The organism is Brevibacillus sp. Leaf182 (genome assembly GCF_001423865.2).
In the GTDB taxonomy this organism is placed as follows: Bacteria; Bacillota; Bacilli; order Brevibacillales; family Brevibacillaceae; genus Brevibacillus; species Brevibacillus brevis_C.
In genome coordinates this window covers 148,436-171,328 of the sequence record NZ_LMPN02000018.1, presented here as the reverse complement: position 1 = coordinate 171,328, position 22,893 = coordinate 148,436, and the positions used below count along the sequence as shown (strand labels likewise).

Annotated in this window: 25 protein-coding genes and 1 riboswitch; of the genes, 19 read left to right on the top strand and 6 right to left on the bottom strand. The window is 47.2% G+C overall.

Features of this window, described 5'->3' with window-relative positions; all coding sequences use genetic code 11:
• Positions 1 to 166 precede the first annotated feature (166 nt).
• From ASG16_RS08605 to ald, 3 genes are all read left to right on the top strand, one after another.
• Positions 167 to 736 (top strand): helix-turn-helix domain-containing protein, encoded by a 570-nt coding sequence (locus ASG16_RS08605; protein ID WP_056492116.1) that lies wholly within the window; start codon positions 167 to 169, stop codon positions 734 to 736.
• Positions 737 to 817: 81 nt separating this feature from the next.
• On the top strand, positions 818 to 2,056 hold the full coding sequence (locus tag ASG16_RS08600; RefSeq protein ID WP_056492113.1) for a PucR family transcriptional regulator: 1,239 nt from the start codon (positions 818 to 820) through the stop codon (positions 2,054 to 2,056).
• A gap of 131 nt (positions 2,057 to 2,187) precedes the next feature.
• Positions 2,188 to 3,312, top strand: a complete 1,125-nt coding sequence (ald, locus tag ASG16_RS08595; protein ID WP_047073211.1) for an alanine dehydrogenase — start codon at positions 2,188 to 2,190, stop codon at positions 3,310 to 3,312.
• Positions 3,313 to 3,369: 57 nt separating this feature from the next.
• On the opposite strand, the gene ASG16_RS08590 is transcribed toward ald, so the two are convergent.
• Genes ASG16_RS08590 through ASG16_RS08580 form a run of 3 tightly spaced genes read right to left on the bottom strand, consistent with a single transcriptional unit; the run spans position 3,370 to position 7,017 of the window.
• Positions 3,370 to 4,548, bottom strand: coding sequence for a Ger(x)C family spore germination protein (locus ASG16_RS08590; RefSeq protein WP_056492110.1), 1,179 nt, complete (start codon positions 4,546 to 4,548; stop codon positions 3,370 to 3,372).
• Positions 4,545 to 5,927 (bottom strand): spore germination protein, encoded by a 1,383-nt coding sequence (locus tag ASG16_RS08585; protein WP_056492107.1) that lies wholly within the window; start codon positions 5,925 to 5,927, stop codon positions 4,545 to 4,547. The genes ASG16_RS08590 and ASG16_RS08585 overlap by 4 nt, the downstream gene beginning before the upstream one ends.
• Positions 5,917 to 7,017 (bottom strand): GerAB/ArcD/ProY family transporter, encoded by a 1,101-nt coding sequence (locus ASG16_RS08580; RefSeq protein ID WP_056492104.1) that lies wholly within the window; start codon positions 7,015 to 7,017, stop codon positions 5,917 to 5,919. Before ASG16_RS08580 ends, ASG16_RS08585 begins: the two co-directional genes overlap by 11 nt.
• Positions 7,018 to 7,168: 151 nt before the next feature.
• On the opposite strand from ASG16_RS08580, the gene ASG16_RS08575 reads away from it, so the two are divergent.
• The 11 genes from ASG16_RS08575 (at position 7,169) to ASG16_RS08530 (ending at position 14,255) form a co-directional block, all read left to right on the top strand.
• Entirely contained in the window at positions 7,169 to 8,260 is a 1,092-nt protein-coding gene (locus ASG16_RS08575) for a quinone-dependent dihydroorotate dehydrogenase (RefSeq protein ID WP_048034656.1), read from the top strand.
• 133 nt (positions 8,261 to 8,393) lie between these two features.
• Positions 8,394 to 8,587, top strand: a riboswitch (cobalamin riboswitch).
• Positions 8,588 to 8,730: 143 nt separating this feature from the next.
• The gene (locus tag ASG16_RS08570) at positions 8,731 to 9,495 is read left to right on the top strand and encodes an energy-coupling factor ABC transporter permease (protein ID WP_056492098.1); all 765 of its coding nucleotides are present in this window, start codon (positions 8,731 to 8,733) and stop codon (positions 9,493 to 9,495) included.
• Positions 9,492 to 9,776, top strand: coding sequence for an energy-coupling factor ABC transporter substrate-binding protein (locus tag ASG16_RS08565; RefSeq protein WP_007718520.1), 285 nt, complete (start codon positions 9,492 to 9,494; stop codon positions 9,774 to 9,776). Before ASG16_RS08570 ends, ASG16_RS08565 begins: the two co-directional genes overlap by 4 nt.
• Positions 9,773 to 10,570: a cobalt ECF transporter T component CbiQ gene (gene cbiQ, locus ASG16_RS08560; protein ID WP_056492095.1), complete on the top strand. Its 798-nt coding sequence runs from the start codon at positions 9,773 to 9,775 to the stop codon at positions 10,568 to 10,570. The genes ASG16_RS08565 and cbiQ overlap by 4 nt, the downstream gene beginning before the upstream one ends.
• Positions 10,567 to 11,415: an energy-coupling factor ABC transporter ATP-binding protein gene (locus tag ASG16_RS08555; RefSeq protein WP_056492091.1), complete on the top strand. Its 849-nt coding sequence runs from the start codon at positions 10,567 to 10,569 to the stop codon at positions 11,413 to 11,415. Before cbiQ ends, ASG16_RS08555 begins: the two co-directional genes overlap by 4 nt.
• Before the next feature lie 55 nt (positions 11,416 to 11,470).
• Positions 11,471 to 11,635, top strand: a complete 165-nt coding sequence (locus ASG16_RS30850; protein WP_198674198.1) for a hypothetical protein — start codon at positions 11,471 to 11,473, stop codon at positions 11,633 to 11,635.
• Between the two features lie 187 nt (positions 11,636 to 11,822).
• Complete coding sequence (locus ASG16_RS08550; RefSeq protein WP_048034651.1) at positions 11,823 to 12,317, top strand: hypothetical protein; 495 nt, start codon at positions 11,823 to 11,825, stop codon at positions 12,315 to 12,317.
• Positions 12,318 to 12,535: 218 nt separating this feature from the next.
• On the top strand, positions 12,536 to 13,090 hold the full coding sequence (locus tag ASG16_RS08545; RefSeq protein ID WP_048034650.1) for a hypothetical protein: 555 nt from the start codon (positions 12,536 to 12,538) through the stop codon (positions 13,088 to 13,090).
• A gap of 167 nt (positions 13,091 to 13,257) precedes the next feature.
• Positions 13,258 to 13,686, top strand: coding sequence for a hypothetical protein (locus ASG16_RS08540; RefSeq protein WP_241970723.1), 429 nt, complete (start codon positions 13,258 to 13,260; stop codon positions 13,684 to 13,686).
• A 21-nt stretch (positions 13,687 to 13,707) separates the two neighbouring features.
• Positions 13,708 to 13,887, top strand: coding sequence for a sporulation protein YjcZ (yjcZ, locus tag ASG16_RS31610; protein ID WP_082195998.1), 180 nt, complete (start codon positions 13,708 to 13,710; stop codon positions 13,885 to 13,887).
• Positions 13,888 to 13,970: 83 nt separating this feature from the next.
• On the top strand, positions 13,971 to 14,255 hold the full coding sequence (locus ASG16_RS08530) for a hypothetical protein (RefSeq protein ID WP_056492086.1): 285 nt from the start codon (positions 13,971 to 13,973) through the stop codon (positions 14,253 to 14,255).
• Positions 14,256 to 14,278: 23 nt separating this feature from the next.
• Here ASG16_RS08530 and ASG16_RS08525 read toward each other — a convergent pair whose 3' ends face one another.
• Together ASG16_RS08525 and glnA are read right to left on the bottom strand one after the other, a co-directional pair.
• Positions 14,279 to 14,992: a L,D-transpeptidase family protein gene (locus tag ASG16_RS08525; protein WP_056492083.1), complete on the bottom strand. Its 714-nt coding sequence runs from the start codon at positions 14,990 to 14,992 to the stop codon at positions 14,279 to 14,281.
• 121 nt (positions 14,993 to 15,113) lie between these two features.
• Positions 15,114 to 16,532 carry a type I glutamate--ammonia ligase gene (glnA, locus tag ASG16_RS08520; RefSeq protein ID WP_056492418.1) on the bottom strand — a complete coding sequence of 473 codons (1,419 nt, stop codon included), beginning with the start codon at positions 16,530 to 16,532 and terminating at the stop codon, positions 15,114 to 15,116.
• Positions 16,533 to 16,757: 225 nt separating this feature from the next.
• On the opposite strand from glnA, the gene ASG16_RS08515 reads away from it, so the two are divergent.
• The 3 genes from ASG16_RS08515 (at position 16,758) to ASG16_RS08505 (ending at position 19,972) form a co-directional block, all read left to right on the top strand.
• Positions 16,758 to 17,687, top strand: coding sequence for a ketopantoate reductase family protein (locus ASG16_RS08515; RefSeq protein ID WP_056492080.1), 930 nt, complete (start codon positions 16,758 to 16,760; stop codon positions 17,685 to 17,687).
• 60 nt (positions 17,688 to 17,747) lie between these two features.
• Entirely contained in the window at positions 17,748 to 18,683 is a 936-nt protein-coding gene (locus tag ASG16_RS08510; RefSeq protein WP_048034646.1) for a 4-hydroxy-3-methylbut-2-enyl diphosphate reductase, read from the top strand.
• A 68-nt stretch (positions 18,684 to 18,751) separates the two neighbouring features.
• A complete protein-coding gene (locus ASG16_RS08505; RefSeq protein ID WP_056492077.1) occupies positions 18,752 to 19,972 on the top strand; it encodes an MFS transporter in 1,221 nt (406 codons plus the stop codon).
• On the opposite strand, the gene ASG16_RS08500 is transcribed toward ASG16_RS08505, so the two are convergent.
• Positions 19,962 to 20,351, bottom strand: a complete 390-nt coding sequence (locus ASG16_RS08500; RefSeq protein WP_048034644.1) for a cupredoxin domain-containing protein — start codon at positions 20,349 to 20,351, stop codon at positions 19,962 to 19,964. The genes ASG16_RS08505 and ASG16_RS08500 overlap by 11 nt on opposite strands.
• A gap of 261 nt (positions 20,352 to 20,612) precedes the next feature.
• Between ASG16_RS08500 and ASG16_RS08495 the strand changes: the two genes are divergently transcribed.
• Positions 20,613 to 21,128, top strand: a complete 516-nt coding sequence (locus tag ASG16_RS08495; RefSeq protein WP_241970720.1) for a DUF3574 domain-containing protein — start codon at positions 20,613 to 20,615, stop codon at positions 21,126 to 21,128.
• Positions 21,129 to 21,248: 120 nt separating this feature from the next.
• Entirely contained in the window at positions 21,249 to 22,877 is a 1,629-nt protein-coding gene (locus tag ASG16_RS08490; protein ID WP_056492073.1) for a YcdB/YcdC domain-containing protein, read from the top strand.
• The last annotated feature ends 16 nt before the right edge of the window (positions 22,878 to 22,893 follow it).

Sequence of the window (22,893 nt, the reverse complement as noted above, 5' to 3'; positions counted from 1 at the left end):
TCACTTCAATTTTTGCAAATAAAACGATTACAAATCTGATAATAATAAAGATTATAAAATGCAACACAATTTGTAGCAATAGTAAAAATTGATACTTATGCTAACTTTACAACTTTTTTCGGGAAAGAGTATGATAGACCTATCCTTTTTACGGCGAGGTATGCAAATGGAACCTACCATTGGTGTATTAATCAAATCGCTTCGTGTCGGCAAAAAGAAGACACTCAAACAAATTGCGGAAAAAACACAGTTGTCGATCAGCTTTTTGTCCCAAGTAGAGCGTGGGAAGTCTTCCATTACGCTAGAGTCATTGAAAAAAATTTCGGAAGCCTTGGGAGTGAGCCCAGGCTATTTCTTTTCGGGTGAGTCGAGTGGAGGGAATGGGCAGGTACGCAGAGCGAGCAAAGAGCGGTCTGGGCTTTTGCATGCGCCTTTTGTGTATGAGGACCTGTCCGGTGAATTGGAGAATCCGTCGCTCGTACCGATTCTTGTCACGCTTTCACCACATGGAGAAAAAGGCACGCCTTTTGTACATAAGGGGCAAGAGTTTATTTACGTCCTTGAAGGTGTGCTGACTCTTTTGCTGGGGGAAGAGGAGCATGATTTGTTCCCTGGCGACAGCATTCACATGGATTCATCCGTTCCGCACAACTGGGTGAACCGTACAGGAGAGGTCACCAGATTCCTTTGTGTTAATTCGCATGACAGCGACATGATTCCGACCGCTTCTTATTAATTGACCGAGAGCATTTAGCGAAGTCATGTTTTCTACTATAATAGAGGAACGCGTAGAAAAGAGCGGTAAAGAGGTGAAAGTGTGCCCGTAGAGCCTAACTATTTTCAACAGTATCAGCATGCTGATATCGAAGAATTAGCTGATGTCATTGGAGAACTTTTGCAAAATCCGATAACGGTTGAAGATGCCGATCATAAACTGATTGCTTACAGCTCACACGGAGAAAGCACAGATGAAGCGCGCTGGTCTACCATCATGGGGCGACGGGTACCGGAAAAAGTGCTGACGCGCCTTTGGAAGGACGGCGTATTTCAGGAGCTGTTAACGCAAGACGACCCCGTACACATCCCGGCCAAGGACGAAATCGGTTTGGGTAAGCGTGTGGCGATAGCCATTCGCAGAGGGAGCGACGTGCTCGGTTACATTTGGGCACAAGAGGTGAATCGACCGATTACCCGGGACGATGATGAAATTCTTCGTCAGGCAGCACGCGTAGCCGTCTCGCGTCTCATCCAACGGCAGGGAAAACGCAAGGCGGAGGAGCAGCGACGCAAGGAATTTCTGTGGGAGCTGTTGCTGGGGAATCACAGTAGTGAGGCTGCTATTCGCCAAAAAGCGGACACCTTGCAGATGCAGCTTCCGACCTCTTATTTAATTTGTATTATTGAAGCGGCAGGAGCCCGTTTGGACCAGTACTTGTATCCGTTGTTAATGCGTGACAAGCTGCTCTGGGTTGTCGACGGCTCGCAAATTATCTTATTGATCGGTTTGTCCGATGCGAAAAAAGACAAGAGTGACGTGCTCATTCGCAAGGTGGAACAGTTCCTCTCCGACTCGCTCGGCAAGCTCGAAGCACATGTCACGGAAGGACGCCAGGTAATTGCCGGGTACGGGAGAGATTACAAGTCTTATACGGATATTGTGAAAAGCTACAGGGAAGCGCTGCATGCGCTCAAGATCAAAAAGCTGTTTCCGCAGGAAAATGAGGGGATTCACGGGTACCACGAGCTAGGGATTTATCGATATCTACTACAACTGAAGCAGTGGGAAGAGGAGCAGGGCTACCAGAATGAACGGCTGGAAAAGCTCAGACAGTACGATCGCGACAACCAGACCACGCTCTTGACGACATTAGAGACTTTTTTGGATGCCGCTGGCAAGGTCAACAAGACAGCAGAGCGCCTGCATATCCACATTAATACGTTGAGCTACCGACTGAGACGAATTGAGGAGATCATGCGTGTCGATCTCGACAATATGAACCAGCGGGCTGCCTTATATTTAGAGTTGAAAATAGCCAAATTAGATGGGGAACAGTAGTTTGTTTGTGAATTTTCACAAATGAAAAGACGCTAAAATTAAAGGAATCTCCAAGGAGTATGCCCGAAGATACGCTGTACAATAATAGTAACCGCAAAGAAATTGGCGTTTCCAAGGAGGACATACTTATCATGATCGTTGGAATTCCAAAAGAAATTAAAAATAATGAGAACCGCGTAGCCATTACCCCAGCAGGTGTAGCTGCTCTGGTACAAAACGGACATTCCGTTCGTGTAGAAACAAGTGCAGGGCAAGGCAGTGGTTTTACGAATGAAGATTACAAGGCAGTAGGCGCTGAGATCGTCGAAACAGCAGCAGAGGCATGGGCGTCTGACATGGTAATGAAAGTAAAAGAACCGCTCCCTGCTGAATACGGATATTTCCGCGAGGGTCTGATTCTGTTCACGTATTTGCATCTCGCACCAGAGCCTGAATTGACTCGTGAATTGATCGATAAAAAAGTGATTGCAATCGCTTACGAAACCATTCAGCTCGACAATGGCGCTCTGCCTCTGTTGATGCCGATGTCTGAAGTAGCAGGCCGCATGTCCGTTCAAATCGGCGCACAATTCTTGGAAAAGCAATACGGTGGAAAAGGTGTTCTGCTTGGTGGCGTACCAGGCGTACCAAAAGGCGAGGTAGTCGTAATCGGCGGCGGGATCGTAGGGACGAACGCAGCGAAAATGGCGCTCGGACTGGGTGCAAATGTGACGATCATCGATGTAAACGCAGACCGTCTGCGCCAACTGGATGACTTGTTCCAAGGCCGCGTTCAGACGCTGATGTCCAATTCCTTCAACATCGCAAACGCTGTGAAAAAAGCAGATTTGCTGGTAGGCGCTGTACTCATTCCAGGTGCTCGTGCTCCACGTCTGGTAACAGAAGACATGGTAAAAGAGATGTCACCTGGTTCTGTGATCGTAGACGTTGCGATTGACCAAGGTGGATCGATTGAAACCGTTGACCGCATCACTACTCATGACAAGCCAACCTATGAGAAGCACGGTGTGATTCACTACGCTGTAGCCAACATGCCTGGCGCAGTCGCTCGTACATCTACATTGGCCCTGACCAACGTAACCGTTCCTTATGCGGTACAATTGGCGAACAAAGGCTACGCACAAGCAATTCGCGACAACAAAGCATTGGCAAAAGGCGTAAACGTCATCGACGGCAAAGTCGCTTACAAAGCTGTCGCTGATGCGCATAACCTGCCGTATGCTTCTATCGAAGAAGTTTTGCTGGTGAAAAACTAGCTTCAACGGTAAATAGAAAGAAGAAACTGCTTGTCCGAGCTTCGGCAAGCAGTTTTTTTATTTATTCGGCCCAAGCGGGTCAGGGTATTTGACCGAATCCATCTTCATTTTTCCAGAATCACTTAAGAACATGTGGACTTGAATTTGGGTCAGGGAATCAGGTGTGAGCTTATTGTGCTTGCGAATTTCGTATTTTCGCCATGCTTGGTAGTCTTTTTTAAACAAACTTTCCTCCAAGCTATACAGATCAACCCCTGCTTTGACTCCTTTTAGAAACGTCCCGCGAATTTGCTCGGCTATCTGTTCTTCGGAGTTTTTCCGTACGAAAGCAGGCGTAACAGGACTCATCATTTCGCGAACGAACCCATTAAGTCGGACATTGACCTGATAACGAGGATGCTCTCCGGTGGTAATCGGAGTGATGTCCAATTGGACGTGCTCAATGCGCATTGTTGCTTTGGGAGTGTTGTTTTGTCTCACAATGAGCCCAGCAAATTTCGTGTTACTATTCATCCACCGAATCCCCATTAAATCACGATTGGGGAAATACCCCTGCCAATTTCCACGATGAATGGCGTGGATGCCATCGATGGAGAGACGAGAAATGAAACGGTTATTTTCTTTCCAGGAACGCTCGTACAGTGTGATGTTTGGTAATAACACGGTATTTGACGGCTCCCAAAAGTTCGAGATAAACCGATAAAATTGGATCGGCTCGATAAACGACCGCTGCTCGTAAACATCCTTTGGCTGATGCAAGAGAGAGTCCAATGGAGAAAATCCGACCAAAGAATGAGAGCTTAATACTCTGTCAATCGGCTCCCGCGTTCCGAATACCCATTTGGTGTAACGAATCAGACCGTATCGATTCATAATATCGTGGGTGGAGATCACTCCCTTTTGCAAGATGCGCTCATGAAATACGAGGGAGGATACAAAGCCTAGAAATACGGGAACCTGCGCATTTTTTTGCAGGTTATCAAAGGCAGACTGAAGCGTTTTCCCTTTTCCGATCGATATGGTCGCTGGTGGTGCTTGAAGGGTGGTTGATGACTCCTGCTTGGCGACGGTAGACAGATCGGTGGATTGGGCGTATAAAACATATTCATTGTTGACGTAATCAATGCCAATTGCAGATAAATAGCGAAGGTCCTGAATCGATTTCTGGTCCCAGCAGCCGCTAAGAAGAGTCGTTGCTAACAGCAGCATAGCAGAAGCAATCCGCATGCCCTTCATTTCTGATCGCCACCCTTAGCCGATCTCGTCCGTAAAAAACTGGTCATGGATTTGAACAAGACGATGAGCAGTGTGGACAAGGAGTTGGATGAACCCATCAAAATATACGATCTGCCAAAGGAGGTCAAGGTAGACAAATAGTATACGATGGCAATATTCCCGAGGATAAAGCCGTACATGCCGATGGTTGCGGAAAGGAAGAAAACAGCAAAACGAGCCACGGTAACGGCTCCGCTTAATGCCTGGTTGACCAGTGTAAAGGAGGCAACGACTGTAAGCGAGCCGATAAACAGCATGGAGGGCGATGTCAGTCCTGCGCGAATAGAAGCATCCCCGATAATCAGTGCGCCGACTAATGCTAGTGTCTGCCCGACGTTTTTGGGCAAACGGGCACCTGCCTCGCGTAGAAATTCAAAGATAAACAAGATAATAAATAGCTCCATCGGCGCGGAAAACGGCAGTCCTTTTCGGCCTTGTGTAACGGTAGCGAGTAATTGAAAAGGATATTGCTCTACATTATAGGCGGACAGGGCAATCCAAAAGCCAGGCAGAAAGATCGCGATCCAAAATCCACCCAGGCGCAGCATGCGTTCCAGCCATACATAAGTAACAGGATACTGATCATCTTCGGGAGATTTAATTAGTTCGAGCAAGGTAACAGGTGCCACGATTGCCAAGGGTGAGCCGTCTATCAACACGATCACTTTACCTTGCAGGAGCATGTAAATCGCAAAGTCAGGACGTCCTGTATAATCAACTAACGGAAACAGCGAACGAGTATTGTCGCTGAGTAATTTTTCCAGGATAGCGCTATTCAAGATTTTTTTGGACCTACAATTGAGGAGCCTCTCGCGCATCATCTCCACGAGATCCGAAGATACCCCATCTGTGATATACATCATCGCAACTCTTGTACGCGAGCGCGTTCCGAGAATAAAAGGCTCGTAGGCCAAGGTAATTGTTCTCATACGCTTGCGGATGAGAGCCACGTTTGTGGAGAGATCCTCGACGAAGCCGTCGCGAGGACCTTTGATCGATATCTCTGTATTGGCTTCCTCAGGGCCACGCTCCGGCCGATTGGAGATGTCCCAAGCGAATGGCGGGGAGTCTCCAATGAAAATCAGCAAATCTCCTGCAAACAGTCGCTCCACCCACAACTCTGGGTTCGTGAAGAGTGGGAAAAGAGGCAGGGAGCGCAAATCACCAATAGCCAGGAATCGCTCCAATTGAGGCAACGCCGTATCTTGTAATTGACGAACGTCCGCAAGTCCTTCGCAATAAAGCATCAATACAGGCTGGTCCTCGGATGTGACCGTGCGCAAAAAAACGACGTCCGCACAATGCGCGAGTTTTTCCCGCAGTTCCTCTTCAAGGGTCATAAGGGGCCCCCTCCTGTCTGGATGATTTGCGCAGGGATAGCAGGATGAGCGCGAGTGAGACAACAATCATGGTGACGAAGTAAAGTGGGTAGTATACACGCGATAAGAAGGCTACGAATTGCATGTCGCTGTAAGGGAGGCCGGTGAAGGCGATCATGCTTCCGCCGAAAAACAGCATCATGAATTTGCGTTGCTTTCGGGTTCGTATCGTGATCAAATCTCCTAAAAGAATCAGGCAAAGCGTTATTCGAATAAAAGCACCAGAAAGCCATTGAAAAATCGAGAAAAACTCCATGTTCTCGATGTCTTTTCCGATCGTGAGCAGCCGCCATTGTTCAAATGCAGGAAAACGTTGACGAGCGGACTCCACAGGTCCAAATTCTGCAATTGCTCCTGTCAGTGGGCTGAGTGTCAACAGCAGCGTGATACCGAGCATGACAAAAAAGTGTACGAGTCGAAACGGCTTTCGTACGTGATGCTGGAGCAAAAGGAGCAGAAACAGCTCGGTGAAACCGCCGCCAACGTAAAGCATCCCATGTAGCAGCGGACGAAAACCGTTTTGGAAAAGCGGGAGCAAAAAACTATAATCCTTTTTGGGAATATTGCCAAAAGCAACGAAAAATCCGAGCAACACGACTACGGGGAGCAAGACGCCTGCTGTGATTCCAACGGAGGTCATACCTCCAATAGAAGCGAGTACACATAGCCCGACCAAGGCTAAAGCGGTCACCCACTCGGGTGTACGAGGCAAGTAGTTTACGGTTGTCCAAGTTTGCGTATCGATCAGATTCGTCAGCGCCATTAGGTACAAGCAGATCATGATTGGAACGAGCAAGAGATTGCTGACGATTTTTCCTGACCGTTGTGAAATCCATTCATACAAAGACTTTTGATTCAAACTTCGATTAACCACAAACAGCAAGTACGCCCAGAAGGAAAAAGGGATACCAGCAAGCAACACGCTCAACCAAGCATCTCTTCCGGCTTTACTCAATAAGAGGGGGATGACGGTTACGTGGTTCGTAATGCCGATCGTCAGCATCATCACCATAATGGCTTGACCAATCCCGATTTTTCCGTCCACTTTCATGAAAGACTTATCCCCCTGTGCGTGGTGGTGCTGTTAGGATTTGCCTGCTTGCTTGGAAATATGTATCACGTATAAAGGTTACATCCGTCCGAAAAAGTATGGTATTCTACTATGAGGTAAAAAGGTAGAAACGGAGTAAGGAGTGCAGCCGATGTATCAGCTCATAAGAAAATATCTGTTCCAGCAAGATGCGGAAGAGATTCATGAAAAGACAATTGGTGCCTTAAGGCTGGTGGAGGATTCTGCTCCAGGCAAAAGCATCCTGAAGATGATCTATCAGGTAAAAGACCAGCGGTTGGAGAATAAGCTGTGGGGAATGACGTTTCCGAATCCAGTCGGACTTGCAGCCGGTTTTGATAAAAATGCAGAAGTCTATCATGCGTTAGGTGCTCTTGGTTTTGGGTTTGTGGAAATCGGGACGTTGACGCCGCAGGGGCAGCCAGGCAATCCGAAGCCGCGTTTGTTCCGATTGCCGGAACATCAAGCTGTCATTAACCGGATGGGCTTCAACAATCACGGTGCGTATTTGGCCTCCCAGCATTTGGTCGATTACGCATACTCAGATGTTCCGATTGGGATTAACATCGGAAAAAACAAAGTAACGCCGAATGAAGAGGCGGCCATCGACTATAGCAAATGTATGGACATGCTCTATGCATACGGTCACTACTTCGTCATTAACATCAGCTCTCCGAATACCCCGAATCTGCGTGACTTGCAGGAAACAGAGAGCTTGCGTCATTTGGTGCGTGCAGTAAGGGAAAAGGCATCCGAAATGGAAGCACGTTCCATCAAGAAAAAACCGATATTGCTGAAAGTAGCACCAGACATGTCGGATGAGCACATGCGTGATGTTGTTCACGCTGCTGTTGAAGAAGGCATTTCCGGAATTATCGCTACCAATACGACCTTGTCACGCGAGGCGGTTTCCGGACATCGATTTGCCGAGGAAGCAGGCGGCTTGAGCGGAAGGCCTCTTACGGAGCGTTCCACTGCTTGGGTGAAGGAGATTTATCAAGAAGTAGGAGACAAGGTACCAATCATCGGTGTCGGGGGCATTTATAACGGCGAAGATGCCTACGCGAAAATCCGAGCAGGAGCCAGTCTCATTCAGGTGTATACAGGGATGATTTATCAGGGCCCAGGTATTGCCAAGCAAATCAACAAAAAGCTGCTCAAGCTCATGCAGCGGGATGGTTTTAAACATATTAGTGAAGTAATTGGCGTAGACGCAAAAGAATAGAGAGAACAAGTGCGCATAGGTCGATGGCTCCGTTTGTAGTGGGTCATCGGCTTATGCGTTTTCGCTTATATTCTTCCGATTTATGTAGTGATCCGGTATAATGATGTGGGACAAACATGAATTATCTGTCAATTGTATATTGTCGGCGTTAGGTGCCTTTATGTGAAGCATAAAGGGTAACAGGGAATCGGGTGAAAGTCCCGAGCGGTCCCGCCACTGTAACCAGGGAGCTCTCTTTGAGAAGGAAACCACTCATTTTCGTATGGGGAAGGACAAAGAGCGCATGGATCTGGAAGCCAGGAGACCTACCTATAAGCCACACCCACAGAACCTTCGCGGAAAGGAGCGGTGAATACGGGCAATGAGGCTGTATAGTCAGTCTGTTGTTTTGTGTGCACATCTCGTCCAGTGATGGATGGGATTTTTTTGTTTGTAGGAATAGAACGAAAGTCAGTGAAGGAGGAATGAACATGAATCGATCTCGTCTGGTATCTACTGGTCTGATGATCGCGGGCTTTGTCCTGTATTTTTTGCTCAATGAACCAGAGACAGGACATGCAATGCACATCATGGAGGGGTATTTGCCATTATCCTGGGCCTTATTTTGGTGGGCTGTCTTCTTGCCGTTTTTTATCCTTGGAATTCGCTCGATTAACAAAATTGTAAAAGAACATCCCGAAATGAAGCTCCTTATTGGCGTTGCTGGAGCGTTTACGTTTGTTTTATCTGCACTGAAAATCCCTTCGGTTACAGGCAGCAGCTCTCACCCGACTGGAACGGGCCTTGGCGCCATTATGTTTGGGCCTTTTGCGATGTCTGTATTAGGGAGCATGGTGCTCTTGTTTCAAGCCTTGCTTTTGGCACATGGAGGCTTGACTACGCTAGGTGCAAATGCTGTATCCATGGCTGTAGTAGGACCACTGGTGGCATACGGAATCTATCAGATGATCATGAAAGTGGGCGGAAGCCAGCGTCTGGCTGTTTTTGCGGCGGCTGCTTTGGCTGACCTCGCTACGTATGTGGTGACTTCCATTCAACTGGCGCTCGCATTCCCGGCTGAATCTGGTGGAGTGTTGGCCTCGTTTGCCAAATTTGCAGGAATTTTTGCATTCACGCAAGTACCGCTCGCAATCAGTGAAGGTCTGTTGACCGTTCTTGTTTGGAACTGGTTGTTATCTTACAACGCAAAAGAGCTTACACAGCTTCGTTTGCTCAAACGGGAGGAATCGCTGTGAAAAAAGGATGGAACTGGCTATTACTCTTGGGGGTAATCGTACTGGCGATTGTCCCGTTGTTGCTGGTGCAGGATTCGGAATTTGGCGGCGCAGACGGCGTGGCGGAGGAAGCGATCAAGGAAATTGCCCCGAACTACGAACCGTGGTTCCAGCCGCTGATAGAACCGCCAGGAGGAGAGACGGAGAGTCTATTGTTTGCGGTGCAGGCGGCGTTGGGAGCGGGAGTGGTTGGCTACGCTGTGGGCTTGTACAAAGGTCGGTTGGATAAGCGGAAAAAATGAACGGGCTCCAACTTGATTCTCTCTCTTATCAAAACAGGCTGAAACGTCTGCCTACAGCACATAAGCTATTGCTGGCGAGTGCATTGTTACTGCTCGTCCTGGTGGGACATGTATGGATGCAGATGGCTGTCGTTGTCTGGATGTCGGTATGGATAGTGGTGTATGCCCGTATTCCTGTACGTATCTACTGTGCCTTTATGATCGTGTCGCTCTCGTTTTTCATGGCGGGGCTCCCTGCCCTATTGGTAGAAGGAGCGAGGGCAGGTGAAGTACAGGTCCAGGTCGCGGCAGTATGGGAACTGGGTTCGTATGTGCTCTATGTACCGATGTCCTCCTTCAGTAAAGTTTGGATCTTATTTTGGCGTACCATGGCGAGCTTATCTTGCTTTGCCTTCATTTTGTTTACTGTGCCGTTTGCTGAAATCTTGCAGGTGCTTCGCCGGCTTCGTATGCCTGTCATTGTGACTGACTTATTAATGATCATGTATCGGTTTATTTTTGTGTTGATAACGATTTCTCACCAGCTCTGGATTGCCCAACGTTCTCGTGGAGGTCATCGCGGCTTCCGCGCGACGCTTCGAGATGCAGGAGTTCTCGTTGCGCAATTGTTTGTCAGAGCGATGCGCAAATATGAAGCCTTGCACAAAGGGATGGCGGCTAGAGGCTTCGGGGAGAGCATGCAGGTGCTCGCGTTTCATACCCACGCTCGTTCGCGACGCTATGAGTGGGAGTCAATCGCAGGCTGTATGCTGCTGGTACTGCTTGAGTGGTGGACAGGAGGTTGGCGGTTATGACATCACGGTTGTTGGAGTTCATCGATTTGCAGTACACGTATCCGGGAGGGCGGGGACCCGTCCTGTCTGGGTTGTCCTTATGGATTCCAGAGGGGAAGAAATGTGTCCTTTTGGGACGAAATGGCTGTGGGAAATCGACCTTGTTCTTGCATGGAAACGGGATCATCGAGCCACAGCAGGGACAGGTGCTGTGGAGGGGGAAACCGCTGGTCTACAAACGAGCCGCCCTGCAAGAAATGACGCAAAAGGTAGGCTTGGTCTTTCAAGATCCCGAGCATCAGCTAATCGCAAGCACGGTCGCGGAAGATATATCCTACGGTTTATGCAATCAAAAGCTGCCTCTGGACGTAATCCGGGAGAAGGTAGAAAAGGTGCTGGATGCATTCGGGTTGAGAGAGCTGGCAGAAGCTCCGATTCATCATTTGAGCCTGGGACAAAAAAGGCGTCTCGCACTCGCAGGGGTCATGGTCATGGAGCCCGAGCTATTGCTGTTGGACGAGCCTACTGCGTATCTGGATCGCTATCAGACAAAAAATTTGCTACGCGAGCTCGATGCCATTCATCGGCAAGGAACGACTGTTTTGATGGCGACACATGATATGGATATTGCGTTTGAATGGGCAGAGTGGATTTGCATCATGGATGAAGGCAGGCTTGTGTTTGCGGGAGATCCGCAGGAGGCATTGGAAAATAGAACGATGCTGGAGAGTCTTCATCTGGGTATGCCGTTGCTCGTTGATGTGTGGGAGGCACTCCCTGAGCAGTGGAAGCGGGAACTTGGCGGAAATATTCCACGTTCGGTCGACGAGCTGCGAAAAATGCTCAGTGTTCAGCAAGTGTGGTGAATGGGGTGGCCGCTTTCGGGCAAGCTAACCCCAAAAAGCCATGGAGGTACGCAGTATGGAACAAGACTCTGTCGTGAGTTCATCTGTCCCGAATCATCAGGAAAAAGGAATCTCTCGCCACGTGAAGGATGAACTGTTGTATCAAGTTTTGGAGAAAGATATGACTACCGTCGAGCAGGAAAAAAAGCTAAAAGATGATTATTTAAAAGGAAAGGCGTAAATTTGCGCCAAAAAGCCCTTCTCGCCACATAAAGGCGTGAAGGGCTTTTTTGGCGTCTTAGGTAAGCGAGGGATTTGATTCTCGCTGAAAAGGTAAGAAGATTTGTGCGAATTTTGTAGGGATATGTCCATTCATCACGAATAACGTAAAGAAGGCACTTACTTACAATGGGAGAAGTGATGAGGTTGTGATTTCAACTTTGAATAAGACGCTATGCGTTCAGCAACTCGTAGAAAAATTAAGAGACAAGCAGCTTCTTCATGTACCAATCGCTGATCTTCGAGAATCCAATAAAGCGTTGTATGAATACGTCAATCAGCTCAATGACTCGATTGCGATCATTCCGACCACGATTAATTCTGTCATTACAGGCGTCATCCGCTTCCAGGAAGGGTACTTTATTACCTTGGGCATGCTCATTTGGAAAGATGCCAACAAAAAAGGGGCGTTCAAAGAAGGGACATTTCTTTTGTACAAGCATGACGCTCATGATTCGATTGAGGATTGCGTCCATATTACCAATTCCATCGAAAATCACAATCTGATGGAAAGCTTGTTCTTTGCGTGCTGTGAGAGCAAGGATGGCGATTCCGTGCTTTCCTATTCGCATATCGAACATGCGATTACATACGGAGAGCTGTATCGTGACATGAAGTCCAAAATCAAAAAAGGGTTTGCGTAATTACTGCAAAACGAGAGGTGGAAAAGCTTTACATTCCGGATTTTGAGTGATATACTGCTTTAAATTTTAAAAAATTCCAATTGAAGAGGAGTTTACCTATTCATGATGACCAAGAAGTAACGTCTTGCCATTCACCAGTTGGCCCGCCCCCCTCCATGTAAATGGTTTTGTTTACCCACAAATAAAATCCACTTACAACAAAATGGAGGAATATCACGATGAGTAAACCTGAAATGAATGTTGCCCTAGTAGTTGGTCCGGATACGGACCTGGATAGCCAAGCAATCCGAAATACACTTGAGTATTTTGGAGCCCGAGTCTTTACGTACTGGATTGGTCGACCAAGCGATTTAATTGATGTATTGAATGGCACCGACCTTTACCCAAATACCGACATGATTGTTCTGAATTTCCATGGCGATGAGGGAAGCCTCATCATGCCAGAACTGGGCGAGGACGTTTACGAGGAAGGAGAACCAAAGGGTGATTTTGGTCCTGACGAGGTTAGACGGTTTGCCAAGCTGGATGGAAAAATCGTGTTAGGTAACGGATGCTCGCTTGGTGATCCCGAATTAGCGAAGGCCTTTCTGGACAGTGGTTGCCACACGTATATCGGGCCAGATGATTACCCGGATGGAAATTCTGCGTTGATGTTCGCACTGCGCTTTTTCTACGAGGTAATTCAAAACAAGAAAAGCGTGGAAGAAGCTTTTCGAATCGCAAAAGCAACGGATGAAGAAACTGAGATGTATCAGCTTTATGTAAAAGAGTAATTGCAACGCAAAGGGAGCCTTGTATGAGGCTCTTTTTGCATTCTTCTGCCCGAGTTATCATACATCTTTGTCGAGAATTGTCAGGTTGTTATTCTTGTTGGCAGTCATATTTTGGATTATGGTAGGAGAGATTCACTTCAATAGAGGAGGTATTTCCCTTGAAAAAAATGGCTTTTTTCATAGTGGCTCTCGTTATAATGTTGGCTGGATGTAGCTCTGGGCAATCAACGGATACGCCAGCACCTGTGCCAACAACGCCAACTGGCAAGGCTCCAACACCTGAGGCAACCGCGCCAGCAACACCAGCAGCAACTACCCCAGCTACATCAACACCTGAAGCGACTGCTCCTGCGGCGACAGAAAAAGCGACGATCACGAAGAGTGAATTTGAACAGATTGAAAATGGGATGAGCTTTGAGGAAGTAAAAAAAATAGTGGGCGGGGAAGGCGAACTGCTCGCTGAGGTTGGTAAAGCAGGAGAGGAAGGACACACGATCGTCTACATGTATGAGGGAGAAGGGACGATTGGAGCAAATGCAAATTTTTCTTTCCGAGGCGGGATTCTGCAAGTAAAATCGCAAATCGGACTGCAATAGGATGAAAAAGGGCGCAGGCAAATGCTTGCGTCCTTTTTGCTTAGTAGGTCATGGTACAGGCAAAACTTCCGCGAAACGCATACAGTACTGTGTCTAAGGAAAGGAGGAGGCAGAATGGGTTTCTTTAATGGCTTTGATGACTTTGCTCTGATCCTGGTTCTGTTTGTTTTGCTTGTCATTGTCGGATGTGATTGTGATTAGGAAACGGGTTTAGCAAAGAGTAATGCAAAGGGACATACAATCCCTTTGCATTATTCATTTATGAATGGAGGGGAGGGTGAAAAGTGGCTAGAAAAATCCATGGTTTTACCCCTGAGTTTTCTGACTGGCTCAAGTCGAATAAGGTCTCGGTCAGAAAGTTGCAAAAAAATCCTGAATCCCTTGGTCAGTATTATCAAGAGTGGGCAAAAACAAGCCGTAGGACGAGAAAAGAGCCTCGAGCGCCAAGGGTTTCCAATTTAAACCTTGATATGGATACCATTTTAAATGGTGTACGCATAGCAAACGAGGTGTTCAGAACGTTCCAAGGAACAAATGGGATAGGAAGCATGTTTAGAAGGTTCATGTAGTGGATCACGAATCTTGTTGGGCGTTATTCCAGCAATCCCAGCTCTTCGTATACCTTCTTGGACACGACACCGTTTGGTATTAATTTTCGATCATGTTGAAATTTCTTTAGAGCTGCAGTAGTCGAGGATCGAAACTTGCCATCGCATACCCCATGATAATAACCAGCGCTCTTCAATCGAGATTGGATGAGCTGTACATCTCCACCAACATCGCCTTCGGCTAAATCTCTAGGATCGTGGCTCGGGTCCCCCAATACATGACCATAAATCGTTACTTTTGTTCCGAGTGGAATCATCTTGAACAGTTCGATGACATCGTTGTTTCGCATACGGATACAACCATGGCTCAAATGCTGTCCGATGGAGTGTGGCTTGTTTGTGCCGTGGATGCCATAAATTCCCCAAGGGACGTTTAAACCTAACCATCGTGGACCGAATGAGGGTCCCCAATCTTTTCCTTTGGATATGATTTTGTATTCTCCAACTGGTGTAGGTGTAGAAGGATTACCAACTGCGACCGGATAAGTTTTTATTGTTTTTCCATGCTTTTTGACAATTAACTTGTGTTTTCTGGGATAAACCTCAATCGTAATAATCCCTTGGTCGCTTATGATTGGTAACGAATGCTCGGCGTAAACGGTTTTTTGACCGATTTTGATTTCTACAGGAAAGCTTACGGTTAGGAGAAGGATTGCAGCAAAACAAATGAGCAAGCGAGATATCGTTCGATTCACCATTGTAAATGTTCATCCGATCATCTGTTTTTTTCGCAGTACAATTTTAATTTGTGAATGGAAACAGCATTTTATTCGGGAGCAAGTGAAAGCCCTACTCATCAGAGAAGGGCTGTTTCTTTGCTTATAGGTCGTAATACAGCTCATATTCTTTCGGATTCACAGTCCGCTCAACTTGCTCGATCTCACCGCGTTTTTGTGCAATCCAGCCTTCAATTACTTCTTTTGTGAAGACATCCCCTTCGAGCAAGAAGTCATGGTCTTGTTCAAGTGCGACAAGTGCTTCTGCGAGAGAGGCGGGAGCGCTCTTGATTTCATGTTTTTCCGCATCGGACAAGTCGTAGATGTTTTTATCCATTGGGCCGAAGCCGAGTTCACGCGGGTCGAGCTTGCGCTTGATGCCATCGAGGCCAGCCATCAGCATGGCAGCAAAAGCCAAGTACGGGTTAGCAGTAGAGTCCGGGGTGCGGAACTCAATGCGGGACGCTTTTGGGGTAACGGCAGCAATCGGAATCCGAACGGCAGCAGAGCGATTGCCTTTGGAGAAGACCAAATTCACGGGTGCTTCGTAGCCGGGAACCAGACGCTTGAACGAGTTGGTGCTTGGGTTCGTCAAGGCGATCAGTGCAGGGGCGTGTTGCAAAATACCGCCAATGTAGTGCAGCGCAGTTTCACTTAGATTTGCGTAACCACCTTGCTCATAGAACAACGGGGTATCGCCGTTAAACAAGCTTTGGTGAACGTGCATGCCAGATCCGTTGTCTCCAACGATTGGTTTTGGCATGAAGGTAGCCGTTTTGCCGTGTTTGGCAGCTACATTGCGCACGATGTATTTGAACAGCAATAAATTGTCTGCTGTACGAGTCAGTGTATCGAAGCGGAAATTAATCTCACCTTGACCGGCTGTCGCCACCTCATGGTGATGACGCTCTACATGCATGCCGCATTTCGTCATCAACGTGCACATTTCATTGCGGATATCCATTTGGGAGTCGGTTGGTTGAACAGGGAAGTATCCGCCCTTGTTGCGTACTTTGTAGCCGAGGTTTTGTCCTTCTTTTCCTGTGTTCCAGAAAGCTTCTTCTGAATCGATGTGGAAGAAGGAGCCAGACGGACCGGAGGCATAGCGCACGCTGTCAAAGAGGAAGAACTCGGATTCTGGACCAAAGTATGCAGCGGTAGCGAGGCCGGATTGTTGCAAATAGGCTTCGGCCTTGAGGGCAATGCCGCGGGGGTCGCGTGTATAGACGGTGTTGTCTGGATTGACGATGTTGCAGATGATATTCATGGTTTTGGCTTCTACGAATGGATCGATGAAGGCAGTTGCCGGATCGGGCATAGCTACCATGTCGCTTTCTTCAATGGACTTGTACCCGATTAGACTGGAGCCGTCAAATGCAACGCCATTCCGGAATGTTCCTTCATCTACCGCGTAGGCAGGAACTGTGACATGGTGTTGGCGGCCGAGGAGGTCAACGATGCGAAAATCGACATATTCCACTTTTTCTGCGTCAATTGTGGACAAGACTGTTTTCATATCCAACATGATTCACTCCATTCACGAATTAAAGTTATGAATTCATTATCAACGTTCGGTTTTTACTTGATTTCTATATTCCGAATTATATCGACAATTATTATTGTTCGTCAAGAGGTTTTCTTACGTTGAATGTTAGAATTTCTAACATTATATTGTGGGGTTTAGAAAATGGTTACTTTTTAATAAAATGAAGACAAACCATGACTTATAAACGCGGAGGCGGTATAGATGAAGGTTCTCGTACTGGGAGCGGGGGGCATTGGCGGTTATTTTGGTGGCAGGCTGGTTGAATCGGGGGTAGATGTAACGTTTCTTGTGCGCGCACGTAGATACAAACAGTTGCAGGAGCGAGGCTTGCGCATACAGAGCATTCATGGGGATTTGCTTTTGGAACAGCCGCAACTGATTCAAGCAGGGGAGGAAGCAGGACCTTTTGATGCTGTGCTTTTGTCCAACAAAGCTTACACGCTGGAAGATAGCGTCGATGCCATCGTTCCGTACGTAGGCGAGAACACGGTCGTCATTCCGCTGTTGAACGGAATTGCACATATGGAATTGCTGTGGGATCGGTTTGGTCGGGAGCGCGTGCTCGGAGGTCTTTGTTTCATTGAGACGACGCTGAATGCTGACGGAGATGTCGTGCAGACAAGTCCGATCCATGATACCGTTTTCGGTGAGTGGGATGGCGGAAAAAGCGAGCGAGTAGAGCGAATCGAGCAAGCCTTTTCCAAGATAAAGGGAACGATGCGTGCAAGTGCAAATATTCAACGGGAAGCCTGGCACAAATACTTGTTTATTGCGACGTTTTCCGGTATTACCACGCTGATGAATTCCGCTGTTGGTCCAATCCGGGATTCGGCTTGGGGCGTAGAGCTGACACGTCAGCTCGCAGAAGAAATCGCATCTGTCATGATCGCCTTGGAGGCGCCAATCAAGCCGGATATCGTCGACAAGCAGATGGAGACTTTCCAAAATCAGCGTCCTCAAACGAAATCTTCGATGCTGCGTGATATGGAAAAAGGTCTTCCGGTGGAAGCGGATCATCTTCAAGGCTATCTTTTGGAGAGAGCGGAACAAAAAGGCTTGTCTACTCCCCTTTTAAAAGTTGTCTACAATAATCTGAAGGTTTACGAACAGAAGCGTGCAGGAGACAAATAAGGTATAATACGGGGTGAAATGTCTTTTGCTCACGCATTATAAAAAGTAGGAGGGGTAAAGATGGAAGTCATCAAGATTTCCCCCCGTGGATATTGTTACGGTGTAGTGGATGCCATGGTGTTGGCACTGCGAACAGCGCAAAACTTTGACTTGCCCCGCCCAATTCATATCTTGGGCATGATCGTACACAATGCTCACGTCGTCGAGGCGTTTGAAAAACAAGGGATAAAAACATTGGATGGAGAGGATCGACTGGCTCTTTTGGATCAGGTCCACGAAGGAACGGTAATCTTCACTGCCCATGGCGTGTCTCCTGAGGTGCGCAAAAAAGCGCGCGATAAAGGCTTGACCGTCGTCGATGCGACTTGCCCGGATGTAACAAAGACACATGATTTGATCCGTGAAAAAGTCGCAGAAGGCTACCATGTGCTCTACATCGGCAAAAAAGGACATCCAGAGCCAGAGGGTGCGATGGGGATCGCGCCGGATCACGTGCATCTGGTTCAAAAGCTGGAGGAGCTGGACGCGCTCGATCTGCCGACAGACAAGCTGATCGTAACGAACCAGACGACCATGAGCCAATGGGATGTCAAACATCTGATGGACGCCATTCTTCAGCGTTTTCCAGGCGTGGAAGTGCATAATGAAATTTGTCTCGCTACACAGGTTCGTCAGGAAGCTGTAGCGGAGCAAGTTGGAGAGGCAGATTTGTGCCTCGTCGTAGGCGATCCGCGTAGCAACAACTCCAATCGTTTGGCGCAAGTCTCAGAAGAAATCGCGAATGTACCATCGTATCGAATCGCTGATTTGTCTGAGCTGGACATTGAATGGCTGCGAGGAAAGAAAAATGTGGCGGTTACTTCTGGTGCTTCGACGCCGACACCATTGACGAAGGAAGTTATTTCCTTCCTGGAGCAGTTCGATGAGTTCAACCCGGCTACATGGGAGAAAAAACGCACCGTCAACATGGCGAAAATATTGCCAACGGTAAAATAAATAAGGAAGGCATGCTCTGCGTTATGTTTTCTTACACGGTTAATGAACCTCAAAAATAGGAGAGTACTATGCCAGAATCACTTTCCGGTTTAGGGCTGGGGGGCGCAAAAGGCAGATACGTAAGTCTTTGCGCCCTTTATCTTTTTATTTACTACGGGTTTGGTGCTTTTGCCCCGCTCATTACGCAATATTACGAATCCATTCATTTAACGGGGACTCAAATCGGTCTCATCAGTGCAGTTGCGCCGATTGTTTCCATTGTGGCGCAGCCGATGTGGGGTATGATTTGTGATCGTTATCAAATTCGCAAAACTGTGCTGATTCTGACATTGATCGTCACCGGCTTAGTCGGACTTCTCTTTACGGGTGTCTCCACCTTTGTTTACGTATTTTTGCTCTACATACTCCTTTCATTTTTTCAAAGTGCCGTCGTTCCCATCTCAGATAGCTTGGCTCTTGGTTATGCCAAGGGGCATGGCATGCAGTTCGGCGATATTCGCTTGTGGGGAGCGATCGGCTTTGCACTAGCGGCATTCATCACAGGTCTTCTCGTCGAGCAGTGGGGGCCACATGTACTTTTTTACTCGTTTTGCTTGGCGTTTCTGATTGCCATTCTGTTTCTTCAGAAGGTTCCGGAAGAGGTGACAGAGGCTTCGCGGTTTCGTGTCAGTATGCTTGCAGGGATCAGGGATTTGGCGCGGATTCCGCGATTTGCGCTGTTTTTGATTTCATCGTTCTGCATGATGGGCTCTGTAAACGCCAATAATATTTGGTTTTCCCTGTTTTATCAGAATATCGGAGGGACCGTTGCCGGAATCGGCCTTGCCTTCTTGTTGTTTGCAGGCAGCGAGGCTCCTTTTATGAAGCTAGCGGGTTATATTGTCCGCAGGTGGGGACTGGAGCTGACGTTGTTGTTGTCGGCGATTTTTTGCGCGATGCGCTGGTTCTGGTATAGCTCTGCTCCGAGTACCACTGCGGTAATTGCCATGTTCTTTGTGCAGGGGGTCTCAGTAGGCTTTTATTTGGCAACAGCAGCCCAATTTGTGCGCGAAAATACGCCCGCATCCCTTCAGGTGACGGCGTTGGCCATCTTCTTTTCAGTGGGAGGCGGGCTTGGTGCAATGTTTTGCAATTTGGTAGCAGGGTGGATCAAAGATTCGTTTTCGGTGCTAGCCATTTATTTGTTTTTTGGAATCATCACCACGATCGGGATCATTCCTCTGCTCATGATAAAATTCGGACGGTGGAAGCAAATCTCACCAGATGAAGAAGTGCAAGCTAGTCAATGACGAGCATGCCTTGGAAGCCTGTTTCTGGATAGCCAGGTGCGTCTGATACGAAATGATACCGACCGCGTTTGGCTGCTGAAAACTGTAAAAATGTCGATTGGGTCGGCTTCAGCTCTGTGGATGTAAGGTTTAGATCACGAATGGATAAATTGTGAGGGCGCGTATCGGTGTTGACGATCATCAACGAGACTCGCTCTCCTTCGTGTGCAGTCAATTGATTGGGCAAAAAGCCAGCGCTAGAAATCGTAACGGTATGTGTCCGCGTCGCAACAGCGTACGAAGCGGGCAGGCGATGGTGATGATGTGTCCAAAGTAGCGTTAATGTCACAGCCAGAGCGATGATTGGATAACGAAGCTGCCGATACCAGTGACGAGACATTGTGCTTTCAACTCCTTTGAGGACCATAGCATGGGAAGTTACTATTATCCTGTCCCCGGAGTGAGGGGGATAAACACCTTTTTCCCTACTCGATTGAAGTCAATCACGCGACCTACTTGCAAGAGGAACGACTTGTGTAGGGCTACCTTACTAATCCCGATGAGCAGGCCCATGTCTATTGATGGATTCCTTTCATAGTTGCGCTAAATTACAATGGGAGTTGGTTTTTATATCCAATTTGAAGAAGGGATGGAAAAACGTATGAAAAAAATTGTTTCGAGTATGATCAGTATCTGTATGGCCGCACTTCTTGTACTTTCCCTGCAATCCACAACAAATCCGTCACAAGCTTTTGCCTCAACGAATGCCGTAACGACTACGAATGCAGCAACAACTACAGAGGGAGCCCCGAAAAATACCGAAAGCGCCTTGCAAAGCCAATTCCATCTGGGTCACGTGGTCAAAATCTATGTGCCGTCCACAATGAATGGAAGCACGCCGGTTACAGATGAGATTCATGCAAAATACGTAGATCAATCGTTGACTGAATTTTCAAATCTATTTGGTGGAGCAACTGCCATTAGTGGAACGGGGGCGTGGGTGGACGATGACAAGAAGCTGATCAAGGAAAAAGTCACGATCGTTTACAGCTTTGCCGAAAAACTCGACAACAAGGCACTGGATGAAGTCGTAGCCTACGCCAAGCAATTGAAGAAGGACATGACGCAATCCGCTATTTCTCTTGAAGTGGACGGCAAAATGTATTTCATAGAATAAGGCTACATGCTGAAAGACTGTTGATGATTGATTCAACAGTCTTTTTTATTTTGCATTTTTTGTAACCTTTTGCTATTTCTTACGATTAATTAACGTTGAAAAAAATACGGGAGGATGTACATGATGAAAAAGCTGAATAAAGTGATTTTTTCGGTAACAACTGCAACTCTACTTGCTACTACGCCAATCTATCTGACGAATAATGGTCAAGTGCTGGCGGAGGAGAGCAAGGCAAAGGAGCTTACACCTGAATGGAAAGTGAAGGTAGAGCTTGCAATCCAAAAGGTAAAGGAAAGGCTACCATATTTAGCCGATTTTTCTTACAGTACGCTAGAGATTTTAGAAAAAAAGGATGGAACGAATCGTATAACCATCATCTTGCAAACGTCCAAGGAGAAGAAGAAACCGTCTTTTGAATTCGGTTTGGATAAACAAGGGAATCCCGATTGGTTTAGCTACGACGAAGAATTTCCCGAAGAAGGAAGGCCGAAGATTGAGCATGATAAGGTAGTCAGCAAAGCAACAGATTTTATGAAGCAATGGTACGGAGCAGATATGGGTGGCTTCAAATATAACCCTAATTATTCGAATAAAAATAATGCTTTGTTTACGAAACAGGTAAACGGTCTTCCATATTTGAATGTGAATGTTAATCTAACCGTAAACAGCAAGGGGGAAGTCATATCGAAAGGGTCAGGCTTATATGATCTCGGGGGCGATGATGCACCAGCCCTCGAAGATTTGAAGTTTGCTGATCCTAAGGAAGCCATATCCAAGGATCAGGCTGAAAAAGCCTTCGCCAAACACCTGAAGCTCTTTTATTTGAAACAGCCAGTAGAGGGATGGAACGAGAAAACGAAGGAATACTTGTATGGCTCTCCTACCTTACGCTACAAATCGGAATTCTCGGAATTTATCGATGCCAAAACAGGCATGGAAGTTCCTGATGATGAAGGTTCGGGGAGTGCTTATGAAGGTTCGGGGAGTGCATATAACCCCATTGTCAGAGTGAATCCTGTCGGTAAGGAAGTAACCGTAAAGACGACAGAGGAAGCAGCAGCTTTGTTCGCTGCTTTTGGAATCGAGAGCAAAGCTGAAAAAATAAAAGAAGGCATTTCTGAAGATACGAAAGGTAAGGAATATACACATGAAATCAATAAAGACTTTGAGGCTATCATTATAACGGAGGAAGAAACAGGACGATTTATGAGCTACGGTAAGGTTGACAAGAAAAAGAAAGAAAGAGAATACCCTGAAGAAGATCCGAATGGAAATAAATGGATAACGCCAGAAGAATCGATGAAACTAGCTATTGCTGCGCTGGAAAAGTACGGACCAAAGCATTTAAAAGAAGTGATGCCGATTGGGACAGCAGAGTTTCGACAGAGAGGCGCTGAGCAGGGCTTCAGGTTTGTAAATGTGCACGAAGGGATTCCCGTTCTGGATGATGAGATTTATATCAGAATAGACCGTATCACGGGAGAGGTGATAAGTCTGCGTATGACGGATGTATCTTGGGAACCACTCATTCTGCCTGACCCCAAAAAGGCTGTATCACATGAGCAGGCGCTAAAGGAATACTTGAAAGTGCGTCCACTGGAGCTGCAATATCTCACACCGGAAGCCGATATTTTGTCGGATAACCCAAGTTATCAACCCATTCTGGCGTACAGAACAGCCATATCCCTAGACCACCGAGAAATTGATGCCCTAACCGGCAAATTTACTACTACAGGTGAATTTCATTAATCCGTACTAAGACAGG

Coding starts and splice junctions, on each gene's coding strand:
- ASG16_RS08605 (WP_056492116.1), top strand. CDS start 167: ATGGAACCTACCATTGGTGTATTAATCAAATCGCTTCGTGTCGGCAAA.
- ald (WP_047073211.1), top strand. CDS start 2,188: ATGATCGTTGGAATTCCAAAAGAAATTAAAAATAATGAGAACCGCGTA.
- ASG16_RS08590 (WP_056492110.1), bottom strand. CDS start 4,548: ATGAAGGGCATGCGGATTGCTTCTGCTATGCTGCTGTTAGCAACGACT.
- ASG16_RS08585 (WP_056492107.1), bottom strand. CDS start 5,927: ATGACCCTTGAAGAGGAACTGCGGGAAAAACTCGCGCATTGTGCGGAC.
- ASG16_RS08580 (WP_056492104.1), bottom strand. CDS start 7,017: ATGAAAGTGGACGGAAAAATCGGGATTGGTCAAGCCATTATGGTGATG.
- ASG16_RS08575 (WP_048034656.1), top strand. CDS start 7,169: ATGTATCAGCTCATAAGAAAATATCTGTTCCAGCAAGATGCGGAAGAG.
- ASG16_RS08570 (WP_056492098.1), top strand. CDS start 8,731: ATGAATCGATCTCGTCTGGTATCTACTGGTCTGATGATCGCGGGCTTT.
- cbiQ (WP_056492095.1), top strand. CDS start 9,773: ATGAACGGGCTCCAACTTGATTCTCTCTCTTATCAAAACAGGCTGAAA.
- ASG16_RS08555 (WP_056492091.1), top strand. CDS start 10,567: ATGACATCACGGTTGTTGGAGTTCATCGATTTGCAGTACACGTATCCG.
- ASG16_RS30850 (WP_198674198.1), top strand. CDS start 11,471: ATGGAACAAGACTCTGTCGTGAGTTCATCTGTCCCGAATCATCAGGAA.
- ASG16_RS08545 (WP_048034650.1), top strand. CDS start 12,536: ATGAGTAAACCTGAAATGAATGTTGCCCTAGTAGTTGGTCCGGATACG.
- ASG16_RS08540 (WP_241970723.1), top strand. CDS start 13,258: ATGGCTTTTTTCATAGTGGCTCTCGTTATAATGTTGGCTGGATGTAGC.
- yjcZ (WP_082195998.1), top strand. CDS start 13,708: ATGCTTGCGTCCTTTTTGCTTAGTAGGTCATGGTACAGGCAAAACTTC.
- ASG16_RS08525 (WP_056492083.1), bottom strand. CDS start 14,992: ATGGTGAATCGAACGATATCTCGCTTGCTCATTTGTTTTGCTGCAATC.
- ASG16_RS08515 (WP_056492080.1), top strand. CDS start 16,758: ATGAAGGTTCTCGTACTGGGAGCGGGGGGCATTGGCGGTTATTTTGGT.
- ASG16_RS08510 (WP_048034646.1), top strand. CDS start 17,748: ATGGAAGTCATCAAGATTTCCCCCCGTGGATATTGTTACGGTGTAGTG.
- ASG16_RS08505 (WP_056492077.1), top strand. CDS start 18,752: ATGCCAGAATCACTTTCCGGTTTAGGGCTGGGGGGCGCAAAAGGCAGA.
- ASG16_RS08500 (WP_048034644.1), bottom strand. CDS start 20,351: ATGTCTCGTCACTGGTATCGGCAGCTTCGTTATCCAATCATCGCTCTG.
- ASG16_RS08495 (WP_241970720.1), top strand. CDS start 20,613: ATGAAAAAAATTGTTTCGAGTATGATCAGTATCTGTATGGCCGCACTT.
- ASG16_RS08490 (WP_056492073.1), top strand. CDS start 21,249: ATGATGAAAAAGCTGAATAAAGTGATTTTTTCGGTAACAACTGCAACT.